Annotated in this window: 25 protein-coding genes and 1 pseudogene; 19 read left to right on the forward strand and 7 right to left on the reverse strand. The window is 70.4% G+C overall.

Going from position 1 to position 22598, the window contains the following annotated elements:
- Positions 1-35 precede the first annotated feature (35 nt).
- Positions 36-668: a uracil phosphoribosyltransferase gene (upp, locus tag NQ165_RS05670; protein WP_257526147.1), complete on the reverse strand. Its 633-nt coding sequence runs from the start codon at positions 666-668 to the stop codon at positions 36-38.
- Positions 669-846: 178 nt separating this feature from the next.
- Between upp and NQ165_RS05675 the strand changes: the two genes are divergently transcribed.
- A complete protein-coding gene (locus NQ165_RS05675; RefSeq protein ID WP_257526332.1) occupies positions 847-1284 on the forward strand; it encodes a nucleoside deaminase in 438 nt (145 codons plus the stop codon).
- 141 nt (positions 1285-1425) lie between these two features.
- On the opposite strand, the gene NQ165_RS05680 is transcribed toward NQ165_RS05675, so the two are convergent.
- Positions 1426-2541, reverse strand: coding sequence for an alpha/beta fold hydrolase (locus NQ165_RS05680; RefSeq protein ID WP_257526146.1), 1116 nt, complete (start codon positions 2539-2541; stop codon positions 1426-1428).
- A gap of 142 nt (positions 2542-2683) precedes the next feature.
- On the opposite strand from NQ165_RS05680, the gene proC reads away from it, so the two are divergent.
- Complete coding sequence (gene proC / locus NQ165_RS05685) at positions 2684-3517, forward strand: pyrroline-5-carboxylate reductase (RefSeq protein WP_257526145.1); 834 nt, start codon at positions 2684-2686, stop codon at positions 3515-3517.
- Between the two features lie 13 nt (positions 3518-3530).
- Here the strand turns inward: proC and NQ165_RS05690 are convergent, their stop codons facing one another.
- Entirely contained in the window at positions 3531-4202 is a 672-nt protein-coding gene (locus NQ165_RS05690; RefSeq protein ID WP_257526144.1) for a TrkA family potassium uptake protein, read from the reverse strand.
- Complete coding sequence (locus NQ165_RS05695) at positions 4195-5637, reverse strand: TrkH family potassium uptake protein (RefSeq protein WP_374940927.1); 1443 nt, start codon at positions 5635-5637, stop codon at positions 4195-4197. Before NQ165_RS05695 ends, NQ165_RS05690 begins: the two co-directional genes overlap by 8 nt.
- Positions 5638-5705: 68 nt before the next feature.
- On the opposite strand from NQ165_RS05695, the gene NQ165_RS05700 reads away from it, so the two are divergent.
- From NQ165_RS05700 to NQ165_RS05725, 6 genes are all read left to right on the forward strand, one after another.
- A complete protein-coding gene (locus NQ165_RS05700) occupies positions 5706-6107 on the forward strand; it encodes a helix-turn-helix transcriptional regulator (RefSeq protein ID WP_257532009.1) in 402 nt (133 codons plus the stop codon).
- Positions 6108-6194: 87 nt separating this feature from the next.
- Positions 6195-6386, forward strand: a complete 192-nt coding sequence (locus tag NQ165_RS05705; RefSeq protein ID WP_257526142.1) for a helix-turn-helix domain-containing protein — start codon at positions 6195-6197, stop codon at positions 6384-6386.
- Positions 6387-6468: 82 nt separating this feature from the next.
- Positions 6469-6567 (forward strand): 30S ribosomal protein bS22, encoded by a 99-nt coding sequence (locus NQ165_RS05710; protein ID WP_003792170.1) that lies wholly within the window; start codon positions 6469-6471, stop codon positions 6565-6567.
- A gap of 87 nt (positions 6568-6654) precedes the next feature.
- The gene (locus tag NQ165_RS05715; protein WP_257526141.1) at positions 6655-6948 is read left to right on the forward strand and encodes a rhodanese-like domain-containing protein; all 294 of its coding nucleotides are present in this window, start codon (positions 6655-6657) and stop codon (positions 6946-6948) included.
- Position 6949: 1 nt separating this feature from the next.
- Positions 6950-7207, forward strand: a complete 258-nt coding sequence (locus NQ165_RS05720) for a glutaredoxin family protein (protein ID WP_257532011.1) — start codon at positions 6950-6952, stop codon at positions 7205-7207.
- The gene (locus NQ165_RS05725; protein ID WP_257532013.1) at positions 7204-7503 is read left to right on the forward strand and encodes a Dabb family protein; all 300 of its coding nucleotides are present in this window, start codon (positions 7204-7206) and stop codon (positions 7501-7503) included. Before NQ165_RS05720 ends, NQ165_RS05725 begins: the two co-directional genes overlap by 4 nt.
- A 6-nt stretch (positions 7504-7509) precedes the next feature.
- On the opposite strand, the gene NQ165_RS05730 is transcribed toward NQ165_RS05725, so the two are convergent.
- The gene (locus NQ165_RS05730; protein ID WP_257532015.1) at positions 7510-8310 is read right to left on the reverse strand and encodes a tyrosine-protein phosphatase; all 801 of its coding nucleotides are present in this window, start codon (positions 8308-8310) and stop codon (positions 7510-7512) included.
- Between the two features lie 74 nt (positions 8311-8384).
- Complete coding sequence (locus tag NQ165_RS05735) at positions 8385-9821, reverse strand: MFS transporter (protein WP_257532017.1); 1437 nt, start codon at positions 9819-9821, stop codon at positions 8385-8387.
- Positions 9822-10005: 184 nt separating this feature from the next.
- Between NQ165_RS05735 and NQ165_RS05740 the strand changes: the two genes are divergently transcribed.
- From NQ165_RS05740 to NQ165_RS05755, 4 genes are all read left to right on the forward strand, one after another.
- A complete protein-coding gene (locus NQ165_RS05740; protein ID WP_257526136.1) occupies positions 10006-10485 on the forward strand; it encodes a CrcB family protein in 480 nt (159 codons plus the stop codon).
- Complete coding sequence (locus tag NQ165_RS05745) at positions 10482-10859, forward strand: CrcB family protein (protein WP_257526135.1); 378 nt, start codon at positions 10482-10484, stop codon at positions 10857-10859. Before NQ165_RS05740 ends, NQ165_RS05745 begins: the two co-directional genes overlap by 4 nt.
- A gap of 115 nt (positions 10860-10974) precedes the next feature.
- Positions 10975-11604 (forward strand): YoaK family protein, encoded by a 630-nt coding sequence (locus NQ165_RS05750; protein ID WP_257526134.1) that lies wholly within the window; start codon positions 10975-10977, stop codon positions 11602-11604.
- Positions 11604-15119, forward strand: coding sequence for an FUSC family protein (locus tag NQ165_RS05755; RefSeq protein ID WP_257526133.1), 3516 nt, complete (start codon positions 11604-11606; stop codon positions 15117-15119). Before NQ165_RS05750 ends, NQ165_RS05755 begins: the two co-directional genes overlap by 1 nt.
- Before the next feature lie 23 nt (positions 15120-15142).
- On the opposite strand, the gene NQ165_RS05760 is transcribed toward NQ165_RS05755, so the two are convergent.
- On the reverse strand, positions 15143-16546 hold the full coding sequence (locus NQ165_RS05760; RefSeq protein ID WP_257526132.1) for an MFS transporter: 1404 nt from the start codon (positions 16544-16546) through the stop codon (positions 15143-15145).
- A gap of 199 nt (positions 16547-16745) precedes the next feature.
- Between NQ165_RS05760 and NQ165_RS05765 the strand changes: the two genes are divergently transcribed.
- The 7 genes and pseudogenes from NQ165_RS05765 (at position 16746) to NQ165_RS05795 (ending at position 22596) form a co-directional block, all read left to right on the forward strand.
- Positions 16746-17051, forward strand: a complete 306-nt coding sequence (locus NQ165_RS05765; RefSeq protein WP_257526131.1) for an urease subunit gamma — start codon at positions 16746-16748, stop codon at positions 17049-17051.
- A 4-nt stretch (positions 17052-17055) separates the two neighbouring features.
- Complete coding sequence (locus NQ165_RS05770) at positions 17056-17940, forward strand: hypothetical protein (protein ID WP_257526130.1); 885 nt, start codon at positions 17056-17058, stop codon at positions 17938-17940.
- Positions 17941-17961: 21 nt separating this feature from the next.
- Positions 17962-18273, forward strand: a pseudogene (locus NQ165_RS05775) (urease subunit beta); the annotation flags it as partial.
- A 164-nt stretch (positions 18274-18437) separates the two neighbouring features.
- The gene (gene ureC, locus NQ165_RS05780; protein ID WP_257526128.1) at positions 18438-20162 is read left to right on the forward strand and encodes an urease subunit alpha; all 1725 of its coding nucleotides are present in this window, start codon (positions 18438-18440) and stop codon (positions 20160-20162) included.
- 10 nt (positions 20163-20172) lie between these two features.
- Positions 20173-20895: an urease accessory protein UreF gene (locus NQ165_RS05785; protein WP_257526127.1), complete on the forward strand. Its 723-nt coding sequence runs from the start codon at positions 20173-20175 to the stop codon at positions 20893-20895.
- Positions 20896-20923: 28 nt separating this feature from the next.
- Positions 20924-21559: an urease accessory protein UreG gene (gene ureG, locus NQ165_RS05790; protein ID WP_257526126.1), complete on the forward strand. Its 636-nt coding sequence runs from the start codon at positions 20924-20926 to the stop codon at positions 21557-21559.
- A complete protein-coding gene (locus tag NQ165_RS05795) occupies positions 21556-22596 on the forward strand; it encodes an urease accessory protein UreD (protein WP_257532019.1) in 1041 nt (346 codons plus the stop codon). Before ureG ends, NQ165_RS05795 begins: the two co-directional genes overlap by 4 nt.
- Positions 22597-22598 lie beyond the last annotated feature (2 nt).

Here is a 22598-nt window from a genome sequence, read left to right on the forward strand (position 1 = left end):
AGCGCCGTCGGCGCATCGCACCGCGCGGCGGGGTCTCAGACGGTGCCGTAGAGGCGGTCGCCGGCGTCGCCGAGACCGGGCACGATGTACCCCTTCTCGTCGAGCCGCTCGTCCAGCGCACCCAGCACCAGGGTCACATCGCGGTCGCCGACCTGGCGCTCGATGGCAGCGACACCCTCGGGTGCGCCCAGGATGCAGATGGCGGTGACGTCCTGCGCGCCGCGCGCGAAGAGGAAGTCGATCGCCGCACCCAGCGAGCCGCCGGTGGCGAGCATGGGGTCCAGCACGAAGCACTGCCGGTCGCTGAGGTCGTCGGGCAGGCGCTCGGCGTAGGTGGCCGGCTGCAGCGTCACCTCGTCGCGGAGCATTCCCAGGAAGCCCACCTCGGCGGTCGGCATGAGCCGGACCATGCCCTCGAGCATGCCGAGACCGGCGCGCAGGATCGGCACGACGAGGGGGCGGGGCTCGCTGAGCTTCACGCCGGTGGTCTCGGTCACGGGCGTGCGGATCGACACCGGGTCCACCCGCACCTGGCGGGTCGCCTCGTAGGCGAGCAGGGTGACGAGTTCCTCCACCAGCTGTCGGAACATCGGCGACGGTGTGCGCTCGTCGCGCAGCACGGTCAGCTTGTGGGTGATGAGGGGGTGGTTGGCCACGTGCACACGCATGAGTCCAGCCTACGCGGTGGGGTCGTCCGCCACCGTCGTCGGCCGCGAGAGCCTGCGCGAGACGCTCGGATCCGACGTCGTCGGCTGCGGCGATGGGCGCAGCTCCCTCTTCGCACGGGTGCGGGGCAATAGCCTGGAGCGCGTGACCCTGCCTGCCCGAGACGCCGACCTGGCGGCGATGGACCGTGCGCTGGCGCTCGCCGCCGAGGCCGCCGCGCACGGCGACATCCCCGTCGGCGCCGTGGTGACCGATGCGACCGGCGCCGTCATCGGCGAGGGCCGCAACCTGCGCGAGGCCACCGGTGACCCGCTGGCGCACGCCGAGGTGGTGGCGATGCGCGCCGCCGCCCAGACGCTCGGCTCGTGGAATCTCTCCCGATGCACCCTCGTGGTGACGCTGGAGCCGTGCCTGATGTGCGCGGGTGCGCTCCTCCAGGCCCACGTGGACCGTCTCGTGTACGGCGCGTGGGACGACAAGGCGGGAGCGGCGGGGTCGATGTACGACGTCGTGCGCGACCGGCGCCTGCCGCACCGCGCCGAGGTCGTCGCCGGGGTGCGCGAGGCGCAGTCGGTGGCGCTGCTGCGCGCCTTCTTCGGCGCCCGTCGCGAATTCTGAACCTGGTCGGCCGGCGGGGGGGGGGGGGGGGGGCGCCCCCCCCCCCCCCCCCGCGGGAGCGGCCCCCCCGGCGGGGGCGGGGGGGGGGGGCCCCCCCCCCCCCCCCCCCGGCGCCGGGGCCCCCCCCCCCGCCCGATGGCGTCAGTCCGAGGAGGCGATGACGATCGCCTCGGTGGGCGGTGCGGGGTCGGCGCGACGGCCGATGTAGCCGATGTTCGCCAGCAGAGCCTGGCGGAACTCCGCCGGGCGCTCGAGGTGGGGGGAGTGGCCGACGCCCTCGAGGGCGACCTCGACCACGTCGCCACCGCCCTGGGCATAGGCGCCCAGCACATCGCGGGTCTGCGTGACCATCGCCTGCGCCGGCGCCGCGTCGACGCCCGGCCAGTCCGGCACGATCCCCAGCTGTCCCAGCTGGTTGTAGTCGAAGAACGACGCGTCGGACACGATCGCGTCGGAGGTGCCGTGCACCCAGAGGATCGGCGGCTTCGGGTCGAGGTCGACGACGCCCGACACATCGAAGTAGCGCGGCGCGAGGGCGTTGAGCACGCCGGTGGTCCCCGGGGCGAAGCCCGGCCAGTTGTCACTGTGGGCGGTGTCGCCGGGATAGTTGCCCGACGCGGTGGACGTGGTGAGCATCGAGGCGACCCACAGGTCCTCGTGCTCGGTGCGGTAGCCCGCGGCGACGTAGGAGTTGCGGAAGACGTTGCGCGGCGAGGTGGATGCCTCGTCGCCGGTGTCCCGGTCGTTGAGACGCTGCACGAAGTCGGGGTTGGCCGCTCCCGCCCCGCATCCCGCGTCGTCATCGGTGAGCCTGCTGCCGTCGCGGCGCGTGCCGCCGAAGCCGTAGGGGGAGATGGGGGACTCCAGGGTCAGCGACCGTGCGCCGTGGTCGAGGGCGTACTGCATCACGACCCCGGCCCCCAGCGACCAGCCCACGAGGTGCACGGCGCTCAGCCCCAGGGCATCCAGGGTGGCGTGCAGGTCGTCGCTGAAGTCGCGCACGCCGCGGGTGGCGTCGACGGGGGCGTGGTCGGTGCCGCCGAACCCGCGCAGGTCCACCGCGAGGGCGCGCAGCTCTCCGGGGAGGTCCTGCATGATCTCCTGCCAGAACAGGCTCGACGAGACGTTCCCGTGCACGAACACCACGGTGCGGTCCTCCGGGGTGGCCGGGTCGTCCGCGGCGCGCTCGAGGATGTTCACCGTCAGCCGCGGCGTCTCGATGAGGCGCGACTGGATCCCGTCGAGGAGGGTCTGCATGATGCGTCCTGCGTCCTTCGTCTGCTCGATGCAAGCGGGTGCGGGCCGCGCCCGTGCTCGTCACTATAGCCGCGCGCCCGTTGCGCCGACGGGGCCGGGCATGCGCCGGTGAGTCCCGCCGGTCGTCTGCGAGGATGGCCCCATGACCTCCGCTCTGCCCCCCATCGCGATCCTCGGCGCCGGCTCCATGGGGGGTGCGGTGCTGCACGGTCTCGTGCGCTCGGCATCCGCGCCGCAGGTCACCGTGACCAACCGCACCGGGGCCAAGGCCGCGGCGCTGGAAGGGCTTCCCGGCGTGCGCAGCATCGCCCTCGAGCGGGATCCGCAGGGCAACGTGCGCGCGGCGGAATCCGCCGACATCGTGCTCATCGGGGTGAAGCCCGCCTTGGTGCCCGATCTGCTGCGCGAGATCGCTCCGGCCGTGCGGCCGGGCACGGTCGTGGTGAGCCTGGCGGCCGGCGTCACCGTCGCCACATTCGAGTCGATCCTGGGTCCTCGGGTGCCGGTGCTGCGGTCCATGCCCAACACCCCCGCCCTCGTCGGCAAGGGCGTCACGGGGCTCGCTCCCGGCACCACCGCCGACGCGGACCACGTCGCGCTGGTGCGTCGGCTGTTCGAGACGGTCGGCGCCGTCGTCGAGGTGCCCGAAGAGCAGATCGACGCCCTGTCCACCATCTCGGGCTCGGGCCCCGCCTACGTCTTCCTCCTCATCGAGGAGCTCACCGCCGCCGCCCGGGGCAAGGGCTTCGCCGACGCCGACGCCCGCCTCATGGTGCAGCAGACCTTCCTCGGCGCGACCGCGCTGCTGGAGTCATCCGGTGAGGATCCCGCAGAGCTGCGGCGTCAGGTGACGAGCCCGAAGGGCACCACCGAGCGGGCCGTCGCGGTGCTGCAGCACGCCGATCTGGCGGGACTGTTCGCCCGCGCCACGGATGCCGCGCTCGCGCGGGCCCGGGAGCTGGCCGCCGGCGACTGAGCCTCGCGCGGCCTCAGCGGTCGAGGCCCGCGAACCTCTCGATGTCGGAGTTCGTGCCCGACACGATGATGAGGTCGTGGTTGGTGACGACGGTGTTCGCCTCGGCGTACCGGAAGGGCTTGCCGGGACTCTTCACCCCGACGACGGTCACCCGGTATTTCGTGCGCACGCCGGATTCGTTCAGCCCGACGCCGCGGATGAACTTCGGCGGATACATCTTCGCCAGCACGAAGTCGTCGTCGAAGCGGATGAAGTCCAGCATGCGGCCGCTGACGAGGTGCGCCACGCGCTCGCCGGCCTCACGCTCGGGGTAGACGACGTGGTTCGCCCCGACGCGGGCCAGGATCTTGCCGTGCGACTGCGAGACGGCCTTCGCCCAGATCTGCGGCACCTTCAGGTCAACGAGGTTCGCGGTGATGAGCACCGACGCCTCGATCGACGAGCCGGTGGCGACGATGGCCACCTGGAAGTCCTGTGCACCCACCTGCTTGAGGGCGTCGATGTTGCGCGCATCGGCCTGCACGGTGTGGGTGACGCGCTCGGACCACTTCTGCACGAGCTCGAGGTTCGCGTCGATCGCGAGCACGTCGCGGTCGAGGCGGTCGAGTTCCCCCGCGCACGCGGCGCCGAAGCGACCGAGTCCGATGACGAGGACGGGAGCGTCTCCCCGGATCTGCTCAACCAACGATCGGCCTTTCCACCGGCATCGAGTACAGCTGCGAACGCGCTGTCGCGGCGATGGCCGCGGCGAGAGTCACTGTACCAACGCGGCCCATGAACATCGTCGCGGCCATGACGTAGATGCCCGAGTCGGGCAGTTCCGCGGTGAGTCCCGTCGACAGCCCGACGGTGGCGAACCCGGAGATCACGTCGAACAGCACGAATTCGACGGGCGCCTTGGTGATCTGCGCGATCGTGATGGTCGACAGCGCGACGATGGTCGCGCCCCACGCCACGACCGAGAGCGCGACGCGCTGCACGTCGCTGGGGATGCGGCGTCCGAAGGCTTCGACCTGCTGGCGCCCCTTGGCCTCGGACCACACCGCCAGTGCCAGCACCGCCAGCGTCGTCACCTTGATGCCACCCGCCGTGGAAGCCGAGCCGCCGCCGACGAACATGAGCATCGAGCCGACCATGAGCGACGAGCCGTTGAGTTCTCCGATGTCGATGAGCGAGAAGCCGCCGGACCGGGTCATCGCCGACAGGAACAGCGACTGGAACGCGGTGTCCCAGGCATCCATCGCCCCGAAGGTCTTCGGATTGGCGTACTCCAGGCTGACCACCGCCACGGCCCCCGCGAAGAACAGCACGATCGTGGTGATGAGCGTCAGCTTGGTGTGCAGCGACCAGCGGCGCACGTGCCACGTGTGCCGCCACAGGGTGAAGATCACCGGGAAGCCGATGGACCCGAGGAAGACGCCGATCATCAGCACGGTCAGGAAGTAGTAGTCGTCGGCGAAGGGAGCCAGACCTTCGGCGTTCGGGACGAATCCGGTGTTCGTGAAGGACATCGCCGCGTAGTACGGGGCCTCCCACAGGGCGGTGAGAGGGTCGATGCCGGCTGCGAGCAGGGCGGGATAGATGAGCACCGCGAGCGCGGCCTCGATGATGAGGGTCGACAGCGCCACGGTCGAGAGCATCTGGCCGACTTCACCCAGCCGCACCGTCTGTCCTTCGTTGACGGGCCCGCCGTGGGCGCGCAGCGGATTGGTGTCGCCGGCGGCGATGAGCTTCGCACGCAGGCCGAGCCGCTTGGAGATCACCAGACCCAGGATCGAGGCGAGGGTCAGCACGCCCAGTGCCCCGACGTTCACGCCGATGTAGGTGATGACATGGCCCAGCGGCGACCAGTGCGCGTACATGTCGACCGTGGCAAGTCCGGTCACGCAGATCGTGGAGACGGCCGTGAACAGGGCATCCGCCAGCGGGGTCGCCCGCCCGTCCGCCGCGGCGGCGGGAAGCGAGTACAGCGCCGTGAACACGAGGATGAGCACGACGAAGATCATCACCGCGAATCGTGCGGGAGAGGAGGTCGTCAAGTCGCGGAAGGTGTCGCGGATGCGATTCATTCGCGCGAGGGCGCGGCTACGCAGCCGGGTGCCGACGGTTCGCCCCGTCATGCGGGGTCCTCCTCGCTCTCGGATCCGTGTCATGGTACTCCCGCAGGGGCGCGGCTAACCTATACCCCATGGCGGATATCTTCGACGTGATCGCCGACGGCACCCGTCGGGAGATCCTGCAGCTCCTTCTCGCGCGCACGTCGGGCGGTGAGCACGGTGGCACGAGCGTGTCCCGCATCGTGGCGGATCTCGGTGTCAGTCAGCCGACGGTGTCCAAGCATCTCAAGGTCCTGCGCGAGGCAGGGCTCGTCTCCGTGCGCGAGGAAGGGCAGCATCGCTACTACAGCCTCTCCACGGCGCCGCTGGACATCGTGGACGACTGGCTCATGCCGTTCATGCTGGAACAGGAGCAGGAGGAGCTCCCCGCCCTCCCCGGATCCGCCGCGCAGGCGGCGGAGGCTGTCGGGCGCGCCGCGGCATCCGCGAAGCATGCCCTCTCGAGCGTGTTCAGCAGGATGCCGGGGCGCTGAGCCCTACACCACAGCCGTCCCAGTGGTCACACCGGTTTACAGCCGTCGCATGCGGACCCTAGAGTGTGGTCATCACGAGGGGGAACCATGGCTGAACTGCCGGATATGCGATTCTTGACGGTCGCCGAGGTCGCCGAGCTCATGCGCGTCTCCAAGATGACGGTCTACCGCCTCGTGCATGCCGGCGAGCTCCCCGCCGTGCGCTTCGGCCGCAGCTACCGCGTGCCCGAGAGTGCCGTCGTGGATGCCTTGCAACGTCCTATCGCCGACGTCGGCTAGACTGATCCGAGGCATTTTTCCGTTTGCCCGATCCCGGGTGTGGTTCCACCACTCCCAGACCCCTGACATAGTGAGGTTTTCCGTGGGTTCAGTCATCAAGAAGCGCCGCAAGCGCATGGCGAAGAAGAAGCACCGCAAGCTGCTTCGCAAGACTCGCCACCAGCGCCGCAACAAGAAGTAAGCGGCATCCCACACAAGCGCCCCCGACCGGTTCACCGCGTCGCAGGGGGCGCTTCGTGTTCTGAAGGCCGGGTGTGAAAGGACCGTCATGAAGTCGATCACCGTCCAGCAGCTGCGCGAGCGCCAGGGCACTCCGCTCATCGATGTGCGCGAAGAGCACGAGTTCGCCGCCGGCCACGTGCCCGGTGCGGTGAACCTGCCGATGTCGCAGCTGGGCGACCTGCTCGATCGTCTGCCCGACGAGCCGTTCGACGTCATCTGCCAGGCCGGCGGCCGCTCCGCGCAGGTGGTGACCGCGCTCGAGCAGCGCGGCTACGACGCCACCAACGTGGCGGGCGGCACCGGGGAGTGGATCGCTTCGGGCTTTCCCGTCGAGCACTGACGTGACCAGGCTCACCCTCATCTCCAAGCCCGACTGCCACCTCTGCGACGTGGCACGGGAGGTCGTCGAGACTGTCGTCGCCGAGCTGCCCGAGGACAGCGTCACCGTCGACGAGCTGTCGATCCAGGACGACCAGGCTCTCCACGACCTGTGGTGGGAGAAGATCCCGGTCGTCCTCGTCGACGGTCGTCTGCACTCCCACTGGCGCGTCTCGCCCGACCGGCTGCGCGCCGCACTGACCGAGGAGGTCTCCCGATGATCCGTCACGTCGCGGCGTTCACGTTCGCCGATGCCGACCCCGCCGTGCGCTCGGCGCAGGCTGCCGAGGCCGCGCGCCGGCTCACCGCGCTCGTGGGCGTGGTTCCGTCGCTGCGCGCCATGAGCGCCGGCGCCGAGGCGCTGCACCTTCCCGGCAACTGGGACCTCGTGCTGGTGGCGGACTTCGACGACGCCGCCGGTCTCGACGCCTACCAGGTGCATCCCGCGCACGAAGAGGTCGCGGCCTTCATCGGCGGCCTGCGCTCCGACCGCGCCGCCGTGGACTTCGAGGTCTGAGCCGCCTCAGCCGCGCAGGCGCGCGTTCAGCCCCGCCGATTCGTCCTCGCTGAGCCCCCCGGCACGCAGATACGCGGCCGATCCGCCGCGCTCGTCGACCCAGGCCAGTGCCGCCTCGATGGCGGATGCCGGTGCGCCGGCGATCAGCGTGGTCAGGGCCGGTGTCAGCGGCACGCCCATGCCGGTGACGAGGGAGAACATCTGGTCCGCCCACGCGCCGGAGAGGTTGCGCTCGGAGGCGGTGTAGTCCGCCACGATCGCGTCACGCTCCACGCCGACCGTGTCGAGGATGAGGGCCATGGCGACGCCGGTGCGGTCCTTGCCGGCCGTGCAGTGCAGGAGCACCCCCTGGGAATGCTCGACGGGAGCCGCCACCGTGCGGGCGGCCTCGGCGAACGCGGTGGCGCCGTGCTCGAGCATCCGCGCGTAGATCTCCTCCAGGGTGGGGAGCTGCTCCAGGGCGTCGGCGATCGCCTGCTCCGCAGCACCCCGGTCGCCCGATTGCCGTCCCATCTGCATCGCCTGCTGGGCGAGCCCGGTGAGGGCGCCCTCCAGCAGCGGCAGCCGGACGGTGTGGAAGGCGCGGCTGGCGGGCAGCCGGTCGGGAGCCATCTGCTGCTCGAAGGGGGTGCGGAAGTCGACGATCACCTCGATGTCGCTTTCGGCGAGCTGTCCGAGGCCGTCGGCGGTGAGTCCGCCCAGCGCGTCGGAGCGGAACAGGACGCCCGCCGCCGTCGAGCCTCCGCCCTGCAGCGGCATCCCGCCGGCATCGCGGAAGTTGACGGTGCCTTCGAGCGTGTCGATCATGGGCCGAGCCTAGCCCGGCGCACGGGCCCCACGCCCGGGCCGCCCCCGGGGAGGAGGCGGCCCGGGGGTCGGTCTCAGCGGTGTGCGTCGGCCGTGGGGCCGTCGAGGCGCAGGCGGTCGGTCCGGCGATTGCGTACGAAGACGATCGCGATCACGGCCGCCGCCAGCATCCCGACCGCAGCAGTGACGAACGTCGCACTGTAGCCCTCGACGAGCACAGCGGGGGAGGGCAGACCCGACCCGTGGGTCCCCACCACCGCGGCGTACACGGCGGTGAACACCGATAGCCCGATGGAACCGCCGATCTGCATGGCTGAGTTGGCCGTCGCGGAGGCGACGCCGGCATCGTGCGCCGGAACGCCGGCGAGTGCCAGGTTCTGCAGGGGCACGAAGATGAACGCCATCCCGACCCCCATCACGATCAGTGCGGGGAGCACCTCGACCGCGTACGAGCCTCCGGTGATGCGTGAGAGCAGCAGCAGGCTCCCCGCCACGACCACGGGCCCCGTGATCATGAGCGGCCGCGGGCCGATGCGCCCCAGCAGCGAGGTGACCAGCGCCGCAGTGAGCATCGTCGCGAGGGGCAGGGGCAGGCTCGCCATGCCCGCCGTCAGCGCCGTCATGCCGAGGACGAGCTGCAGGTGGAAGGTGAGATACAGCGTCGCCCCGATCATGACGCTGCCGGCGACGGCCTGGATGAGGAAGGCGCCGGCACGCACACGGTCGGTGACGACGTGCAGCGGCAGCAGGGGGTTGGCGACGCGCGTCTCGATCCACACGAACAGGGCGATCAGCGCGACACCGGCGACGAGGAAGCCGACGGTCGCCGGGTTGCCCCAGCCGAACTCCGCCAGGCTGAAGCCGTAGACGAGCGAGCCGAGCCCCAGGGTCACCGTCACTGCGCCCCGGACGTCGTACCGGTTGTCGCCCTCCGCCTTGGACTCGCGCAGGAACAGTGCCGCGCCCACGAGGCCGACGACGACGAAGACGAGGTTCACCAGCAGGCACCAGCGCCAGCTGAAGAACTCCGTGAGCAGGCCGCCGAGCGCGAGCCCGACGGCCGCGCCCGCGCCGGCGACCGTGCCGAACACGGCGAAGGCGGTGTTGCGGTCCCGTCCCGTCGGGAACGTCACCGTCAGCAGGGCCAGGGCCGCCGGCGCCAGAAGTGCGGCGAACACGCCCTGCAGGCCGCGGGCGAGGATCAGCTCGGCGCCGGTCTGGGCCAGCCCGCCCCACAGCGAGGCGATGCCGAAGCCCACCATGCCCACCATGAAGGTGCGCTTGCGGCCCCAGTAGTCGGCGATGCGGCCGCCCAGAAGCAGCAGCGCTCCGAACGCGAGGGCGTAGGCGGTGACGACCCACTGGCGTGCGCTGTCGGTGAGGTCGAGGGCGGCCTGGGCCTGGGGCAGCGCGATGTTCACGATCGTGCCGTCGAGGACGACTACGAGCTGTGTGAGCGACAGCACGGCGAGGGCCCACCAGCGGGTGCGCGGGGACAGGGGTGAAGACATGGAAAAACCTCCGGGTGTCTGGGTGAGAGATGCCGGAGGTTTCGAGCCTCGGACCGCAGCGGAAGAGCCGTGCGACCACCTCGCGCAGGGGGCGAGCGAACCTCCAGTTTACCCTCCGCCGGCACCGGCAGGCCGCCACCGACCCCCCTAGTCGCGGTGTCGGGGCGTCACTATGCTCACCGCCATGACGGTCAGAGAGCATGCCACAGACAGCAGACCGCACCACCCCACGCCCGCGTTCGCGCAGCCCAAGCTCATCGCCTTCGTCTTCTTGGGGGGCATGGTCGGGGTGGCCGCACGACTCGGGCTCACCGTCGCGATCCCCGAGCAGCGCGGGGATGAGTGGGCGGTGCTCACAGCCAACCTGCTCGGTCCCTTCCTCCTCGGATTCCTCCTCACGGCGCTGGCCTCCCGCAAGCCCGAGACACCCGGCAGGCGCGATTTCCGCCTCTTCGCCGGCACCGGCATCATGGGCGGCTTCACCACCTACAGCTCGCTGGCGACCAACAGCGCGCTGCTCGTGGAGACCGACGGCTTCATCGGCGTCGCCTATGCGCTCGGCACGCTCATCGGCGGCATCCTGACCGCCTGGCTCGGAGTGTGGCTGGCCGGGGTGGCCTTCCCCGCCAGACCCGCCCCCGCGACGAAGGGTGGCGCGTCATGACCGTCGGAGTCTTCCTCCTCGCGGTCGTCGGCGGTGGCCTGGGAGCGGCCCTGCGGTTCGTCACCGATGGGCTGATCATGCGCCGCGTGTCCTCCGGCTACCCGTGGGGCACCTTCGTCATCAACTCCGTCGGCTCGCTGCTGCTCGGGTTCCTCACCGGTCTGTCGGACTCCTCGGTGCTGGATGCCGCATGGCTCACGATCCTCGGCGGCGGGGTGATGGGCGGGTTCACCACCTTCAGCACCGCCATGGTCGACACCGTGCACATGCTGCAGAAGCGCACGTACGGACGCTTCTTCGCCAACTCGCTGGGGATGCTGATCCTCACGGTGCTGCTGGCCGTCGTCGGACTGGCGATCGGCCGAGCCCTGTGACGCGGCACGGGCGGTGACCCCCGTGCCGTCCGGTCCTGCCACTGCGCCCGCGGCCGCGGCTGACGGTGCGCGGGGACGGGGGCGGGCGCGCACCCTGACCGGGTGCCTGCTGGCGGTGACCTTCGGCACCGGCATCGTCGACGCGCTCAGCTGGGTGGTGCTCAGCGGGGTCTTCACCGCCAACATGACGGGAAACGTGCTGATCGTGGGCATGGGGATCGTCGGCGCCGGAGGCAGCCACTGGTTCCCCTCCCTGTTCGCCCTGGCGTGGTTCCTCATCGGTGCGGGCGTCGTCGGTGCGACGGCCCGCCACGCGGCTCCGGGCTGGGGGCGGCGCACCACCGTGGTGTTCGCCGCCGTCGCCGGCACGCTCACGGCCGTGGCGGTGTTCGCCGCATTCTGGCAGCCCCACCGGCTCGACGCCGGGGCGTTCGCCGCGACCGCCGCGATGGCATTAGCGATGGGGGCGCAGGGCGCCGAGGCGATGCGTCTGGCAGTGCCCGGGCTCATCACCATCGCCGTCAGCAGTGCCACGGTCGGGGTGGGCATGAGCCTGTTCCTCGGTCTGGGTGCCCGGGGCTCCGGAGTGGCGAGGCGCCTGGCAGCCATCGTCCTACTGTGCGCCGGCGCCTTCGTCGGCGCACTGCTCTCGCCGCACGGACTCGCCCCCGGGCTGCTGGTCGCCGCAGCGGTGGCGGGGCTCGCAACGGCGGTCGGGCACCGACAGGTGAGGGAGGCGGCGTGATGGAGGTCGTATGGATCGTCCTGGGCATCGTCGTACTGGCGGCGACGCTGCTCGACGTCTTCCTCAGTGTGCTCAACTACGACGAGGCAGGGCTGTTCGTTCACCGTGTCGTGCGCTGGGAGTGGGTCCTCATCCGCGCGGGAACGCGGCGCATCCGCCGTCGGTGGCGGCCCGTGGTGCTGCGCCAGGTGACCGGCCTGCTCATCGTCTCGTCCATTCTCTGGTGGGTCACCGGCATCATCCTCGGGTTCTCGTTCATCTACTACGGCGCGATGCTGGCCGGAGACCTGCAGATCTCCACCGGCGTGCCGCAGGACTACTGGGGAGCGCTCTACCTCAGCGTCGGCCAGTTCTCGACCGTCGGCGTGGACAACATCTCGCCCGGCGGACCCATCCTGGACCTGCTGACGGTGAGCGAGGCCATGGCGGACGTGCTGCTGCTGTCGTTCATCATCGCCTTCCTCAGCAACATCTACGGCGTCGTCCAGTCGCTGCGGGCGCTCTCGTCGAACTTCTTCCACGCCGGGCATGGGGTCGTCGCACCCGTCGACACCCTCGCGCCGTTCTTCCCCGATGGTCAGGCCCGCGGCCTGGACAGCCAGCTGGGCGCCATCGCCGACTCGCTCGCGGCTTACTCCGACGGCCTGTCGCAGAACCCCGTGGCCTACTACTTCCAGAGCGGCCGCGACCAGTTCTCGCTGCCCTTCTCGCTGTACATGACCTCCGGGGTGATCGGGGCGCTGCGGTGGGGGCTGCCGACGGGCAGCGACCCCGCCAAGGAGCCCGGACTCGCGCGGCTGACCGAGCAGTTCTACGACCTGCGGGCGGCACTGCTGCGGATGCTGGGACGCGTGGCGCCGCAGAACCCCGAGCCGGTGTCGGCAGAGGACTTCGCCGCGGCCATGGCTGTCCTGCAACGTGGCGGCCGCGCCGCCAAGCTCGACCCGTGGGTGGTGCGGTTCTTCACGGTGCAGCAGCGCATCGGCGCACTCGTCGCGCCCGGTGCCGGTGCGGCGCCGACGGATGCCGGTCCCGCCGCGGCCGCGCCGGGTGCGGCGGCGCAGCGCTCTGCCGACCCCGGCACGGCCGACGCCTACCGGCGCTACGTGCAGTGGCTGCCGTTCGAGGTGCAGTCGCAGTGGCTGCTGGCACTCATATCGAGGGACCTCGACTACCAGCCCGTGTACCGGGGCACGGCGGCGACGCCCGACGGCATCCCGTTGGACGACGCGACCCCCGCCGAGCTGTTCGCCGCCTCGGATGTCGGCGCGCGGGTGCCGATCCTGGGGGCGCCGGTCGAGGGTGATCCCGGCCGCAGGCCCTCCCGCCTGACACGCTGGCTGCGCCGGCGCCACCTGTTCATCGACCCCGGCTGGGCACGTCTGATCGACGCGTTGCGCACACTGGCGGCGGTGGCCCTCGCGCTGGCGGTGGTGATCCCGCTATCGCAGGTGCTCGGACCGGGCGACCAGAGTGGTGCGGTGTTCGCCGCGATGGTGGCGCTGTTCACCACGCCCGCTGCCGCTGCGCAGGCCGCGCCCGCCGCGCGCACGGTGAGGGCGCTCGTCTCGATCATCCCGGTGTCCCTCGCCGTCGTGCTCGGTGCCCTGCTGTCGGCGGATCAGCCCGTCATCGTGGTGTCGATGGCGCTCGCCGCGGGACTCGCCGTCTGGCTGCGGCGCTTCGGCCCGCGCGTGGGGGCGATGGGACAGCTGTTCTTCCTGATCTTCTATTTCAGCCTGCTCGTGCACCTGTCGTCGCAGGACATCCTCTTCTCGCTGCTCGCGGCGATCGTCGGGCTGGCGGCGAGTTGGCTGGTGCAGGCGATCCCCGGCGCGCCGCCAGCCAGGCAGGTGCACGCCGGCATCGCGGCCGTGTACGAGCGCATCGAGGACCTTCTCGACACGCTCGTCGATCTCGTGTCCAGCGGCCGGCCCGACCGGCGTCTGGTGCGGGAGCTGCGCTCAGCCCGTACCGCGCTGGAGCATACGGTCGATGACATCAACGGGCCGCTCGAGCGGATGTCGGGGGATCAGATGAATCCGATGCGGGTGCGCGTGCTGCGCATGCGCATCTTCGACGTGCAGCTGGCGGCCGAGAACCTGCTGACGCTGCTGCCGGTCGTCCCCAGCATCGCGATCACGGTCGACGAGCGTGCGCGCCTGGCCGGCGACCTCGTCGCCACGAGCGCCGAGATCTCGGCCTTCCGCGGTTCGGCCGCGCCGCCGGAGCGCTCGCGCAAGGACCTCGAGCTGCCCCCGGGGCTCACCAGCGACGTGCGACGGGTGCTGTTCTCGATCATGCAGCTGCGCTATGCCGTCGAGCGCCTGCGGCGTCTGCAGCTGGCCGACGACAAGGCGCTGGAGTCCCTCCCGGAAGCCGCGGCCGATACGGACCCCGGCCCGGGGGCCGCGCAGAAGTCGGGCGCCGCAGCGCACCCGGCGCCACCGCCGCAGCGCACGGGTGCGCTGCGGCCGACAGACCGGCAGGCCGCCCAGGCGACCGCCGCGACGGGGATCGCGCTGCTCCTCGGCTCGCTGGTCTCGTCGACGCATCAGTACTGGGCGGCCATGCCCGCGTTTCAGACCATCAGCGGCTCCGACGGGGAGACCCGGGTCAAGAGCATCCAGCGCATCGTCGCGACCGTCGCCGCCTCCGGCATCGCGTTCGGGCTGGCGATCGTCGCGGGGCACGATCCGCTCTGGGCCTACCCGCTGCTGATCGTGAGCGTCTTCTTCGTGGCCTTCACCCGTTCCATCTCGCCGGCGGCGATGGTCTTCTGGATCACGCTGGGGCTGGCGACCATGTACGACGTGATGGGCACGCTGAGCGTGGAGACCGTGCAGGCGCGCATGCTCGAGACGTTCGTCGGCGGCGTGGTCGCCATCGTGATCTCCGCGTTGCTGCTGCCCACCCGCACCGGGTCGCAGGTCGCGGCGGGTATGACGTCTACTGTGGGGCGGGCGCGGGCGCTGATGTCGGACCTGCTCGCCGCGCGTAGGGGGGAGCAGGCGCTGACCCCACAGCAGGTCGCCGAGCGCGAGCGCGAGCTGGCCGGCCAGCTGCGATCGCTGGAGATGCGGGCGGCTCCGCTGCGCCGGGACCCCGGCTCCTTGCGCACCGACGGCATCGAAGCGCAGCTGACGGCGCTGTGGTCGGTGCTCGACTACGAACGGCGCCTGGGACGCTCGCTCGTGCGGCTACCGCGCGCGGACAGCCCCGCCGACACCGCGCAGTGGTCGCGTCTCGCGCAGATGTCCGACGACAACTTCGCGGCCCTCCAGGAGGTGCTGCGAGGCGCTCTGCCCAGCAGGTTGCACCCCCTGGCCGATCTCGCGCTCAACCCTGGAACGGGCGAGGGGCCTGCAGCGGACGCGCTCATCCAGCTGACGCGCCTGAACCAGTCGGTGCTCGCACTGATCGAGTCGATCCGCCCCGGAACCGTGGACCCTCCCGACGGGACGACCGCGCAGGTGCCCGCCGACATCGGCCGTCGCCGCCGCGCGTCGCGCTGACCCGGCTCAGCGCTGAGCTGGGCTCAGTGCACGGCGGCGGGCTTGCGGGGCACGGGGATGTGCGTGCGTGGCGTGCTGACGGCGAGCACGGCGATGAGCGCCCCCGCCGCCACCAGCACCGCCCACACCCACCCGCCCATGTCGTCGAACGCGACCGCATCCGATGATGTGCCGGCGACGGCGAGGATCGATCCGGCGCCGGCGATGCCCAGCAGCTGGCCGGTCTGCTTGGACGTGGAGATGAGACTCGACGCCAGGCCGGACTCCTCGGTGGGCAGCTCCGAGAGCGCGGTGACGCTCACCGGGTCCGCGATGAGGCCGAAACCGAACCCGAAGACGAAGTACGGCACGATCACGGTCCACAGCGGGGCGCTCTCGGTCAGCCACAGGCCCGCGGCGCCGATGGCGATGAGCGCGCCGCTGGCGATGAGGGCGGCGCGGGAGCGCTGATGCGCAACGAGGCGGGCGGCCCACAGTGCGGACGCCGTCGCGCCGGCGGCCAGCGGGATCGTCATGAGACCCGCCGCCGTGGCATTCAGCCCCCGCTCGGACTGCAGGTAGAACGTGTTGAGGAAGAGCAGTGCCGCCAGCGACAGGTAGCCGGCGATCGCCATCGTCAGTGCGGTGACGAACGGCCTGTCGGTGAGCAGATGCAGGGGCAGGAGCGGATCCGGCTGACGTCGTTCGTACGGCACCAGAGCGACCAGCGACGCCACCGCCACGAAGATCGCCACGAGCACCGGCACCGAGGTCCAGCCGAGGTGCACGCCCTCGATGAGGGCGAAGGCCATCGCGGCGAGGAAGAGCGTCAGCAGCAGCTGTCCCACGCCGTCGAGCGGCGCCGGATGCTGGGCGCGGGACTCCTGCAGCAGGACCACGGCGAGGATCGAGGCGACCGCTCCCAGGGGCACGCCTGCCCAGAAGACCGAGGTCCAGCCGAGGTCCTTCACGATCAGTCCGCCGAGGATCGGGCCGGCTGCGAGCGACGCGGTGCCGATCGTCGTCCACCACATGACGGCGACGGCGCGGCGCGCGGTCTCGGGGAACGCCGCCGCAAGCAGCGACAGTCCGGCGGGTGCGATCAGGGCGCTGCCTGCGCCCTGGATCACCCGCCCGACGATGAGCAGCGGCACGGACGTGCTGACGGCGCAGATGATCGAGCCGGTGATCATCACGACGTTGCCGAGCACCAGCACACGGCGCCGCCCGATGCGATCGGCCAGGTTCCCCGCGAAGATCAGCAGGCTCGCCAGGGTGAGCACATATGCGCTGACGACCCACTGCAGCGAGTCGATTCCGGCACCCAGATCCCGCGAGATGTCGGGGAGGGCGATGTTCGCGACGCTGCCGTACACGGTGTGCAGGAACTGCGACAGACAGCAGACGAGGATCAGCCAGCCGCCCGCGACACTCCCCGATCTGACCATGCGACCCCCGTTCGAGGCCTCGACTATAGCCCCGCCGGAGGGCCATGCCCAGGGCTCCTGCGACCTCGTCGCAGGAGCGCTGGAACGGTCGACGACGGGCCTGGTCACACCCGTCTTCGCGTGTAATGCTGACCCCCTATCGACGCCCCACGCAGACACGTCGGAGCGCCTCCTCCCTCATCTGATGTCAGGAGTTGCAATGGACCTCACGCCACGAGAGATCGACAAGCTGTACGTCTACCAGGTCGCGGAGCTCGCGCGACGCCGCCGGGATCGCGGCACCAAGCTCAATGTCAGCGAGGCCATCGCCCTCGTGACCGAAGGCGTTCTCGAAGCCGCCCGCGACGGCAAGACCGTCTCGGACTGCATGGAGCTCGGCAAGAAGATCGTCACCGTCGACCAGTGCATGGACGGGGTGCGCGAGCGCGTCACGCTGCTGCAGGTCGAAGCGACCTTCCCCGACGGCACCAAGCTGGTCTCCTGCCACGATCCCATCGGCGGCTGACACGATGACGGGCGCCACCGGAGTGCAGGTCGTCCTGGTCGGTGGACACGAGAGCGACGACGCGCGCGACCTCGAACGGTTCGAGCCGCTCGCAGGTGGGGCGCGCACGACCGTCGCGGGCCGCGCGCTGGACAACATCGCCCGCGCCGCACTCGACCACGGCGACCGCGTCGTGGTGCTCCCGATGACCTTCGGGCGGGACCCCGCCATGGTCGCCGATGCGGCCAAGACGCTCCGTTGGCTGAACCGCACGCATCCCGGGCGGCTCGCGCTGGCCGCGCCCTTCGGCCAGATCGACCATCTCACCGCCTGGCTGCGCACCGCAGCCAATCGCGCGAGCCTCGTCGATCCGGCATCCGCCCTGCTCATCGTCGCGCCGCACTCCAACCCGTTCGACGAGGCGGAGCTGCACCGCGTGGCCTATCTCGTCGCCACGCACGGCGCGCTGGACGAGGTGGCGGTGGCGATCGCCGACGACGGCGCCCAGATCTCGGCAGCAGCGGCGCGGCTGCGCACGCTCGGCGCGACGCGCGTCGTGGCGGTTCCCGCGGGATTCGCCGCTTCGCTGCCCGCAGCAGACGCCGAATTCGGCGGGCCGCTGATGAGCGACGCGTCGATCGTGCGGGTGATCGGCACCCGGGTGCGCGACGCGCTCGCCGCCCTCGATGACGGTGACGACGGCATCGAGGCGGGGCTCCTCGCCGACCACGGCCACGGGTACGCCCACTCGCACGCGTTCGAGGGGGACGCCCACGCCCACCCCCACCCGCACGACCACGCCGACGGAACGCGGCACTCCCACACGCACGGGGGCCTTCACGCCCACGTGCACCATCACGACAGCGACGCGTTGGCGCTCTCCGACGCGCACCACGACCACGACCACTGAGTCGTAACCGGAGGGAACATCATGCTCAGCAGACGCCCCAGCTACCACCACGGTGCCGACACGATCGAGATCAACGAGGGTCGGCCCTCGGCGACGATGAATGTCACGAACACCGGCGACCGGCCGGTGCAGATCGGCTCGCACTTCCACTTCTTCGAAGTCAATTCGGCCATGCGCTTCCCGCGCGAGCAGGCGTGGGGGATGCACCTGGACATCCCGGCAGGCAGCGGGGTGCGCTTCGAGCCGGGCGAGACCAAGCAGGTCACACTGGTGGCCTTCGCCGGCGCGCGCCGGATCATCGGCTTCAACGGGTTCGTCAACGGCGGTCTGGACGCGCCGCAGACGAAGGTCGAGGCGCTGAAGCTCCTCGTCGAGCGCGGCTACCAGGACGGCGAAGCCGACAGCACCCCGAACGCTCCGGCCAAGACCGCGAAGACATCCGGAAACGGAAAAGCGAACAAGAACGCATCCGGAAGCAAGAAGGGGAGCAAGTAGCCATGGCCATCATCTCCAAGAAGCAGTACACCGACCTCTTCGGTCCGACCGTCGGCGACCGAGTGCATCTGGCCGACACGAACCTCGTCATCGAGATCGAGAAGGACTACGCCGCCGACAGCTACGGCGATGAGGTCGTGTACGGCGGCGGCAAGTCCGCCCGTGACGGCATGGGGGCAGACCCCCAGGCCAGTTCCTCCCAGGGGTCGCTCGATCTCGTGATCACGAACGTGATCGTCATGGATGCCATCCTCGGCATCGTCAAGGCGGACATCGGCGTGCGGGACGGCAAGATCGCGGGAATCGGCAAATCCGGCAACCCTCAGACTCAGAAGGGCGTGGACCCCCACCTCGTCGTCGGTCCCGGCACCGAGGTGATCGCTGGCGAGCACCTCATCGCCACCGCCGGCGCGATGGACCCGCACGTGCACTTCATCTCCCCGCAGCAGGTGTACAACGCGCTCTCCAACGGCATCACGACCCTCTTCGGAGGCGGCACGGGGCCCACGGACGGCACCAACGGCACGACGTGCACGCCGGGCACCTGGAACATCCACCGGATGTTGCAGGCGTGGGACGACCTTCCGATCAACGTGGGCATCCACGGCAAGGGCAACAGCTCGCTGCCGCAGGCTCTCATCGACCAGGTCGAAGCAGGCGCGGGCGGGCTGAAGGTGCACGAGGACTGGGGAACCACCCCGGCCGCCATCGACATGGCACTGCAGATCGCCGACGAGTACGACATCCAGGTCGCCATCCACACCGACAGCCTGAACGAGTCGGGATTCGTGGAGAACACCATCTCGGCCATCAACGGGCGGACGATCCACACGTACCACACCGAGGGTGCCGGCGGCGGCCACGCCCCCGACATCATGAAGATCGCCGGACAGTCCAACGTGCTGCCGTCCTCGACGAACCCCACGCTGCCGTACACGGTGAACTCGGTCGACGAGCTGCTGGACATGGTGATGGTGTGCCACCACCTGTCGTACGACGCGCCGGAGGACGTCGCGTTCGCCGACTCGCGCGTGCGTGCCGAGACGATCTCGGCAGAGACCGTGCTGCAGGATATGGGCGTCATCTCCATGTTCTCGTCGGACTCGCAGGCCATGGGCCGTATCGGCGAGTCAGTGACGAGGGCGTTCCAGACGGCGCACCACTGCAAGGACAAGCGCGGCAAGCTGCCGGAGGATGCCGAGGACAACGACAACTTCCGGGTGCTGCGGTACCTCGCGAAGGTGACGATCAACCCCGCGATCACCCACGGCATCTCGGACTACGTCGGCTCGCTCGAGCCCGGCAAGATGGCCGACATCGTGCTGTGGCCGGTGGACACCTTCGCGGCGAAGCCGAAGGTGGTCATCAAGGGCGGGCTGATCAACTGGGGCCTGATGGGCGACCCCAATGCGTCGCTGCCCACGCCCCAGCCGGTGTACTTCCGTCCGGCGTTCGGTGCCCTGCCCCAGACGCTTCACGCGACGAGGGCGACCTTCGTGTCGAAGGTGTCGATCGAGAAGGGGGTGCCGGAGAAGCTCGGGCTGAAGAGTCAGATCCTGCCGGTGCGCAACACCCGCTCGATCGGCAAGAGCAGCATGGTGCGCAACAGCGAGACGCCGGAGGTCACGGTCGATCCGGAGACGTACCGGGTGTCGCTGGACGGCGTTCCGGCCGAGATCGAGCCCGCCCAGTCGCTGCCGCTGACGCAGCTGTTCTTCCTTGCGTGATCGCCACGAGATGACGATCATCACGAGCGCGGGGTCGGCGGTGGCACCGCTGCTGGTCGGCCTGCAATTGACCGACTCCGCGTTCCCCAGTGGGTTCTACACGATGTCGCACGGCCTGGAGGGGTTCCACCAGGCCGGGCTGGTGGATGCCGGCACCGTGGGCGACCTGCTCGAGGATCTCTTGATCTCCGCGGTGGGCCCGGGCGACGCCACGGCGCTCGCGCGGGCGCACGGCTGCGCGTCGCGCGGCGAGTGGGACGCGGTCGCGGAGATCGACCGGGTGCTGTTCGCGTCGAAGCTGAATGCGGAGCTGCGCACATCCAGTGTGCGAAGCGGCAGGCAGCTCGCCGACATCACCGCGGAGATCTTCGAGGGGACCCCGGGGGCCGACGACATCGCGGCCTGGGCGGCACGGGTGAAGCAGCGCCGCACGCCCGGCTGTCAGCCCGTCGTGACGGCTGTCTGCTACGCGGCGGAACGGGTGCCGATCGCCGCGGCGGTGGCGGCGGACCTGTTCGCGTTCGCCGCGAGCTATGCGTTCGCCGCTCTGCGCCTGCGCCTGGCCGACCACCGGTCGGCGCAGGTGATGATCCGGCGTGTTCACCCGGTCATCGAGGCGGTGACCGCAGACGCGCTGGTGCGCCCGGTCGCCGACATCGGCGGCTTCGTGCCGATGGGCGACATCATGTCGGCCGGCCACGAGCGCGCCGAGGCGCGACTTTTCACCAACTGAGCACACGAAGGCAAGGAAAGAGGAACACATGAGCGACAACGTTCTGCGCGTCGGAATCGGCGGCCCCGTGGGGTCGGGCAAGACCGCGCTCACCGAGGCGCTGGTGCCGATCTTCATCGCCAGCGGCCGTACGCCGGGCGTCATCACCAATGACATCTACACCCAGGAGGACGCCCACCACGTGCGACGGGAGCTCGCCGGCATCCTCGACCCCGAGCGCGTCGTCGGTGTCGAGACGGGCGCTTGCCCCCACACCGCAGTGCGCGATGATCCCACCATGAACCTCGCCGCGGGGGAGGAGATGCTCGAGCGCTTCCCCGACATCGACACCCTCATCTACGAATCCGGCGGCGACAACCTGACGCTCACCTTCTCGCCGTCGCTGGCGGATGTGTTCGTGTTCGTGCTCGACACATCGGAGGGGGAGAAGATGCCGCGCAAGCGCGGTCCCGGCATCACCGAGAGCGACATCCTGGTGATCAACAAGATCGACATCGCGCAGTACGTGCGCACCGATCTGTCGATCATGGAGCGCGACGCCCACGCGGTGCGCAGCGGCAAGCCGGTCGTGCTGACCAACTCGCTCGACGGCACCGGGGTGCAGGAGCTCTTCGACACGATCATGTCGGTGTGGCACGCGAAGACGGGCGAGCTGGTCTCGTGACCGATCTCGAGGTGGGCGAGGTGGATGCCGAGTCGTCGTCGCCGACGCCGGAGCCGGCACCGCTGTACGGCGGGCCGCGCCTGCAGCCCGCCCACTTCGAGCCGACGCACGTGCCGATCGAGGTGGCCCGCTACGGCACCGAGAGCTATACGCTGCCCGTGGGGAGCCCGGGAAAAGTCGGCATCCTCGAACTCGGATTCGCGCTGCGCGGGCGGGGCGACGCGCAGCGCACGGAGCTGGTGCATCACTACCAGAAGGCTCCGCTGCAGATCATGAAGCCGCTGTACTACAACACCCTGCGGCCCGACATGCCGTATACGTACCTCATCACGACCGGCGGCGGCATTCTGCACAACGACCGTCAGCGCATGGACCTCACCTTCGGCGAGGGGACCTCGGCCTTCATCACGACGCAGGCGCACACGAAGGTGTACCGGATGGTCTCGGGCTACGCGACGTCGATCGTGAACATCGACGTTGCCGAGGGTGCATACGTGGAGTACCTCCCCGACCCCCTCATCCCGTATGTCGACTCGCGCTTCTATCAACAGCTGACGGCGCGCGTTCATCCGGATGCCACCCTGCTGGTCGGCGAGACGGTGTACGCCGGCCGCCTGACGCGCGGTGAGCGGTACGCCTTCAGTGCCTATGCGAGCGACCTCGACGTCCGCCGTCCCGACGACCAGGGCGGTGAGCCCGTCGCCATCGACCGCGTGCGGCTGGTGCCCCGCGACGGCCGCGTCGGCGGAGATGCGGTGCTCGGCGGCCGCGACATCGTGGCGTCGTTGTACGTCGTCACACCGCTGCAGCCCGCCGCACGGGTCGCGGAGGTGCTGCACGATGCCGTGGGTGCCGTGGTCGCGGCATCCGGCGACGCCGCCGCACGCTTCGGCGTCAGCGTGCTGCCGGGGGACACGGGCGCATGGCTGCGCTACGCCGGCGACGACACCGTCGTCTCGCTGCGCGTGCAGACGGCCGCCGCGGCTGCGATGCATGAACTGCTCACGGGGCGACCCGCCCCGCTCATCCGCAAGTAACA

This window comes from Microbacterium sp. zg.Y1084 (genome assembly GCF_024623595.1).
In the GTDB taxonomy this organism is placed as follows: Bacteria; Actinomycetota; Actinomycetes; order Actinomycetales; family Microbacteriaceae; genus Microbacterium; species Microbacterium wangruii.

Coding starts and splice junctions, on each gene's coding strand:
- upp (WP_257526147.1), bottom strand. CDS start 668: ATGCGTGTGCACGTGGCCAACCACCCCCTCATCACCCACAAGCTGACC.
- NQ165_RS05675 (WP_257526332.1), top strand. CDS start 847: ATGGACCGTGCGCTGGCGCTCGCCGCCGAGGCCGCCGCGCACGGCGAC.
- NQ165_RS05680 (WP_257526146.1), bottom strand. CDS start 2,541: ATGCAGACCCTCCTCGACGGGATCCAGTCGCGCCTCATCGAGACGCCG.
- proC (WP_257526145.1), top strand. CDS start 2,684: ATGACCTCCGCTCTGCCCCCCATCGCGATCCTCGGCGCCGGCTCCATG.
- NQ165_RS05695 (WP_374940927.1), bottom strand. CDS start 5,637: ATGACGGGGCGAACCGTCGGCACCCGGCTGCGTAGCCGCGCCCTCGCG.
- NQ165_RS05700 (WP_257532009.1), top strand. CDS start 5,706: ATGGCGGATATCTTCGACGTGATCGCCGACGGCACCCGTCGGGAGATC.
- NQ165_RS05705 (WP_257526142.1), top strand. CDS start 6,195: ATGGCTGAACTGCCGGATATGCGATTCTTGACGGTCGCCGAGGTCGCC.
- NQ165_RS05715 (WP_257526141.1), top strand. CDS start 6,655: ATGAAGTCGATCACCGTCCAGCAGCTGCGCGAGCGCCAGGGCACTCCG.
- NQ165_RS05725 (WP_257532013.1), top strand. CDS start 7,204: ATGATCCGTCACGTCGCGGCGTTCACGTTCGCCGATGCCGACCCCGCC.
- NQ165_RS05730 (WP_257532015.1), bottom strand. CDS start 8,310: ATGATCGACACGCTCGAAGGCACCGTCAACTTCCGCGATGCCGGCGGG.
- NQ165_RS05735 (WP_257532017.1), bottom strand. CDS start 9,821: ATGTCTTCACCCCTGTCCCCGCGCACCCGCTGGTGGGCCCTCGCCGTG.
- NQ165_RS05740 (WP_257526136.1), top strand. CDS start 10,006: ATGACGGTCAGAGAGCATGCCACAGACAGCAGACCGCACCACCCCACG.
- NQ165_RS05745 (WP_257526135.1), top strand. CDS start 10,482: ATGACCGTCGGAGTCTTCCTCCTCGCGGTCGTCGGCGGTGGCCTGGGA.
- NQ165_RS05755 (WP_257526133.1), top strand. CDS start 11,604: ATGGAGGTCGTATGGATCGTCCTGGGCATCGTCGTACTGGCGGCGACG.
- NQ165_RS05760 (WP_257526132.1), bottom strand. CDS start 16,546: ATGGTCAGATCGGGGAGTGTCGCGGGCGGCTGGCTGATCCTCGTCTGC.
- NQ165_RS05765 (WP_257526131.1), top strand. CDS start 16,746: ATGGACCTCACGCCACGAGAGATCGACAAGCTGTACGTCTACCAGGTC.
- NQ165_RS05770 (WP_257526130.1), top strand. CDS start 17,056: ATGACGGGCGCCACCGGAGTGCAGGTCGTCCTGGTCGGTGGACACGAG.
- ureC (WP_257526128.1), top strand. CDS start 18,438: ATGGCCATCATCTCCAAGAAGCAGTACACCGACCTCTTCGGTCCGACC.
- NQ165_RS05785 (WP_257526127.1), top strand. CDS start 20,173: ATGACGATCATCACGAGCGCGGGGTCGGCGGTGGCACCGCTGCTGGTC.
- ureG (WP_257526126.1), top strand. CDS start 20,924: ATGAGCGACAACGTTCTGCGCGTCGGAATCGGCGGCCCCGTGGGGTCG.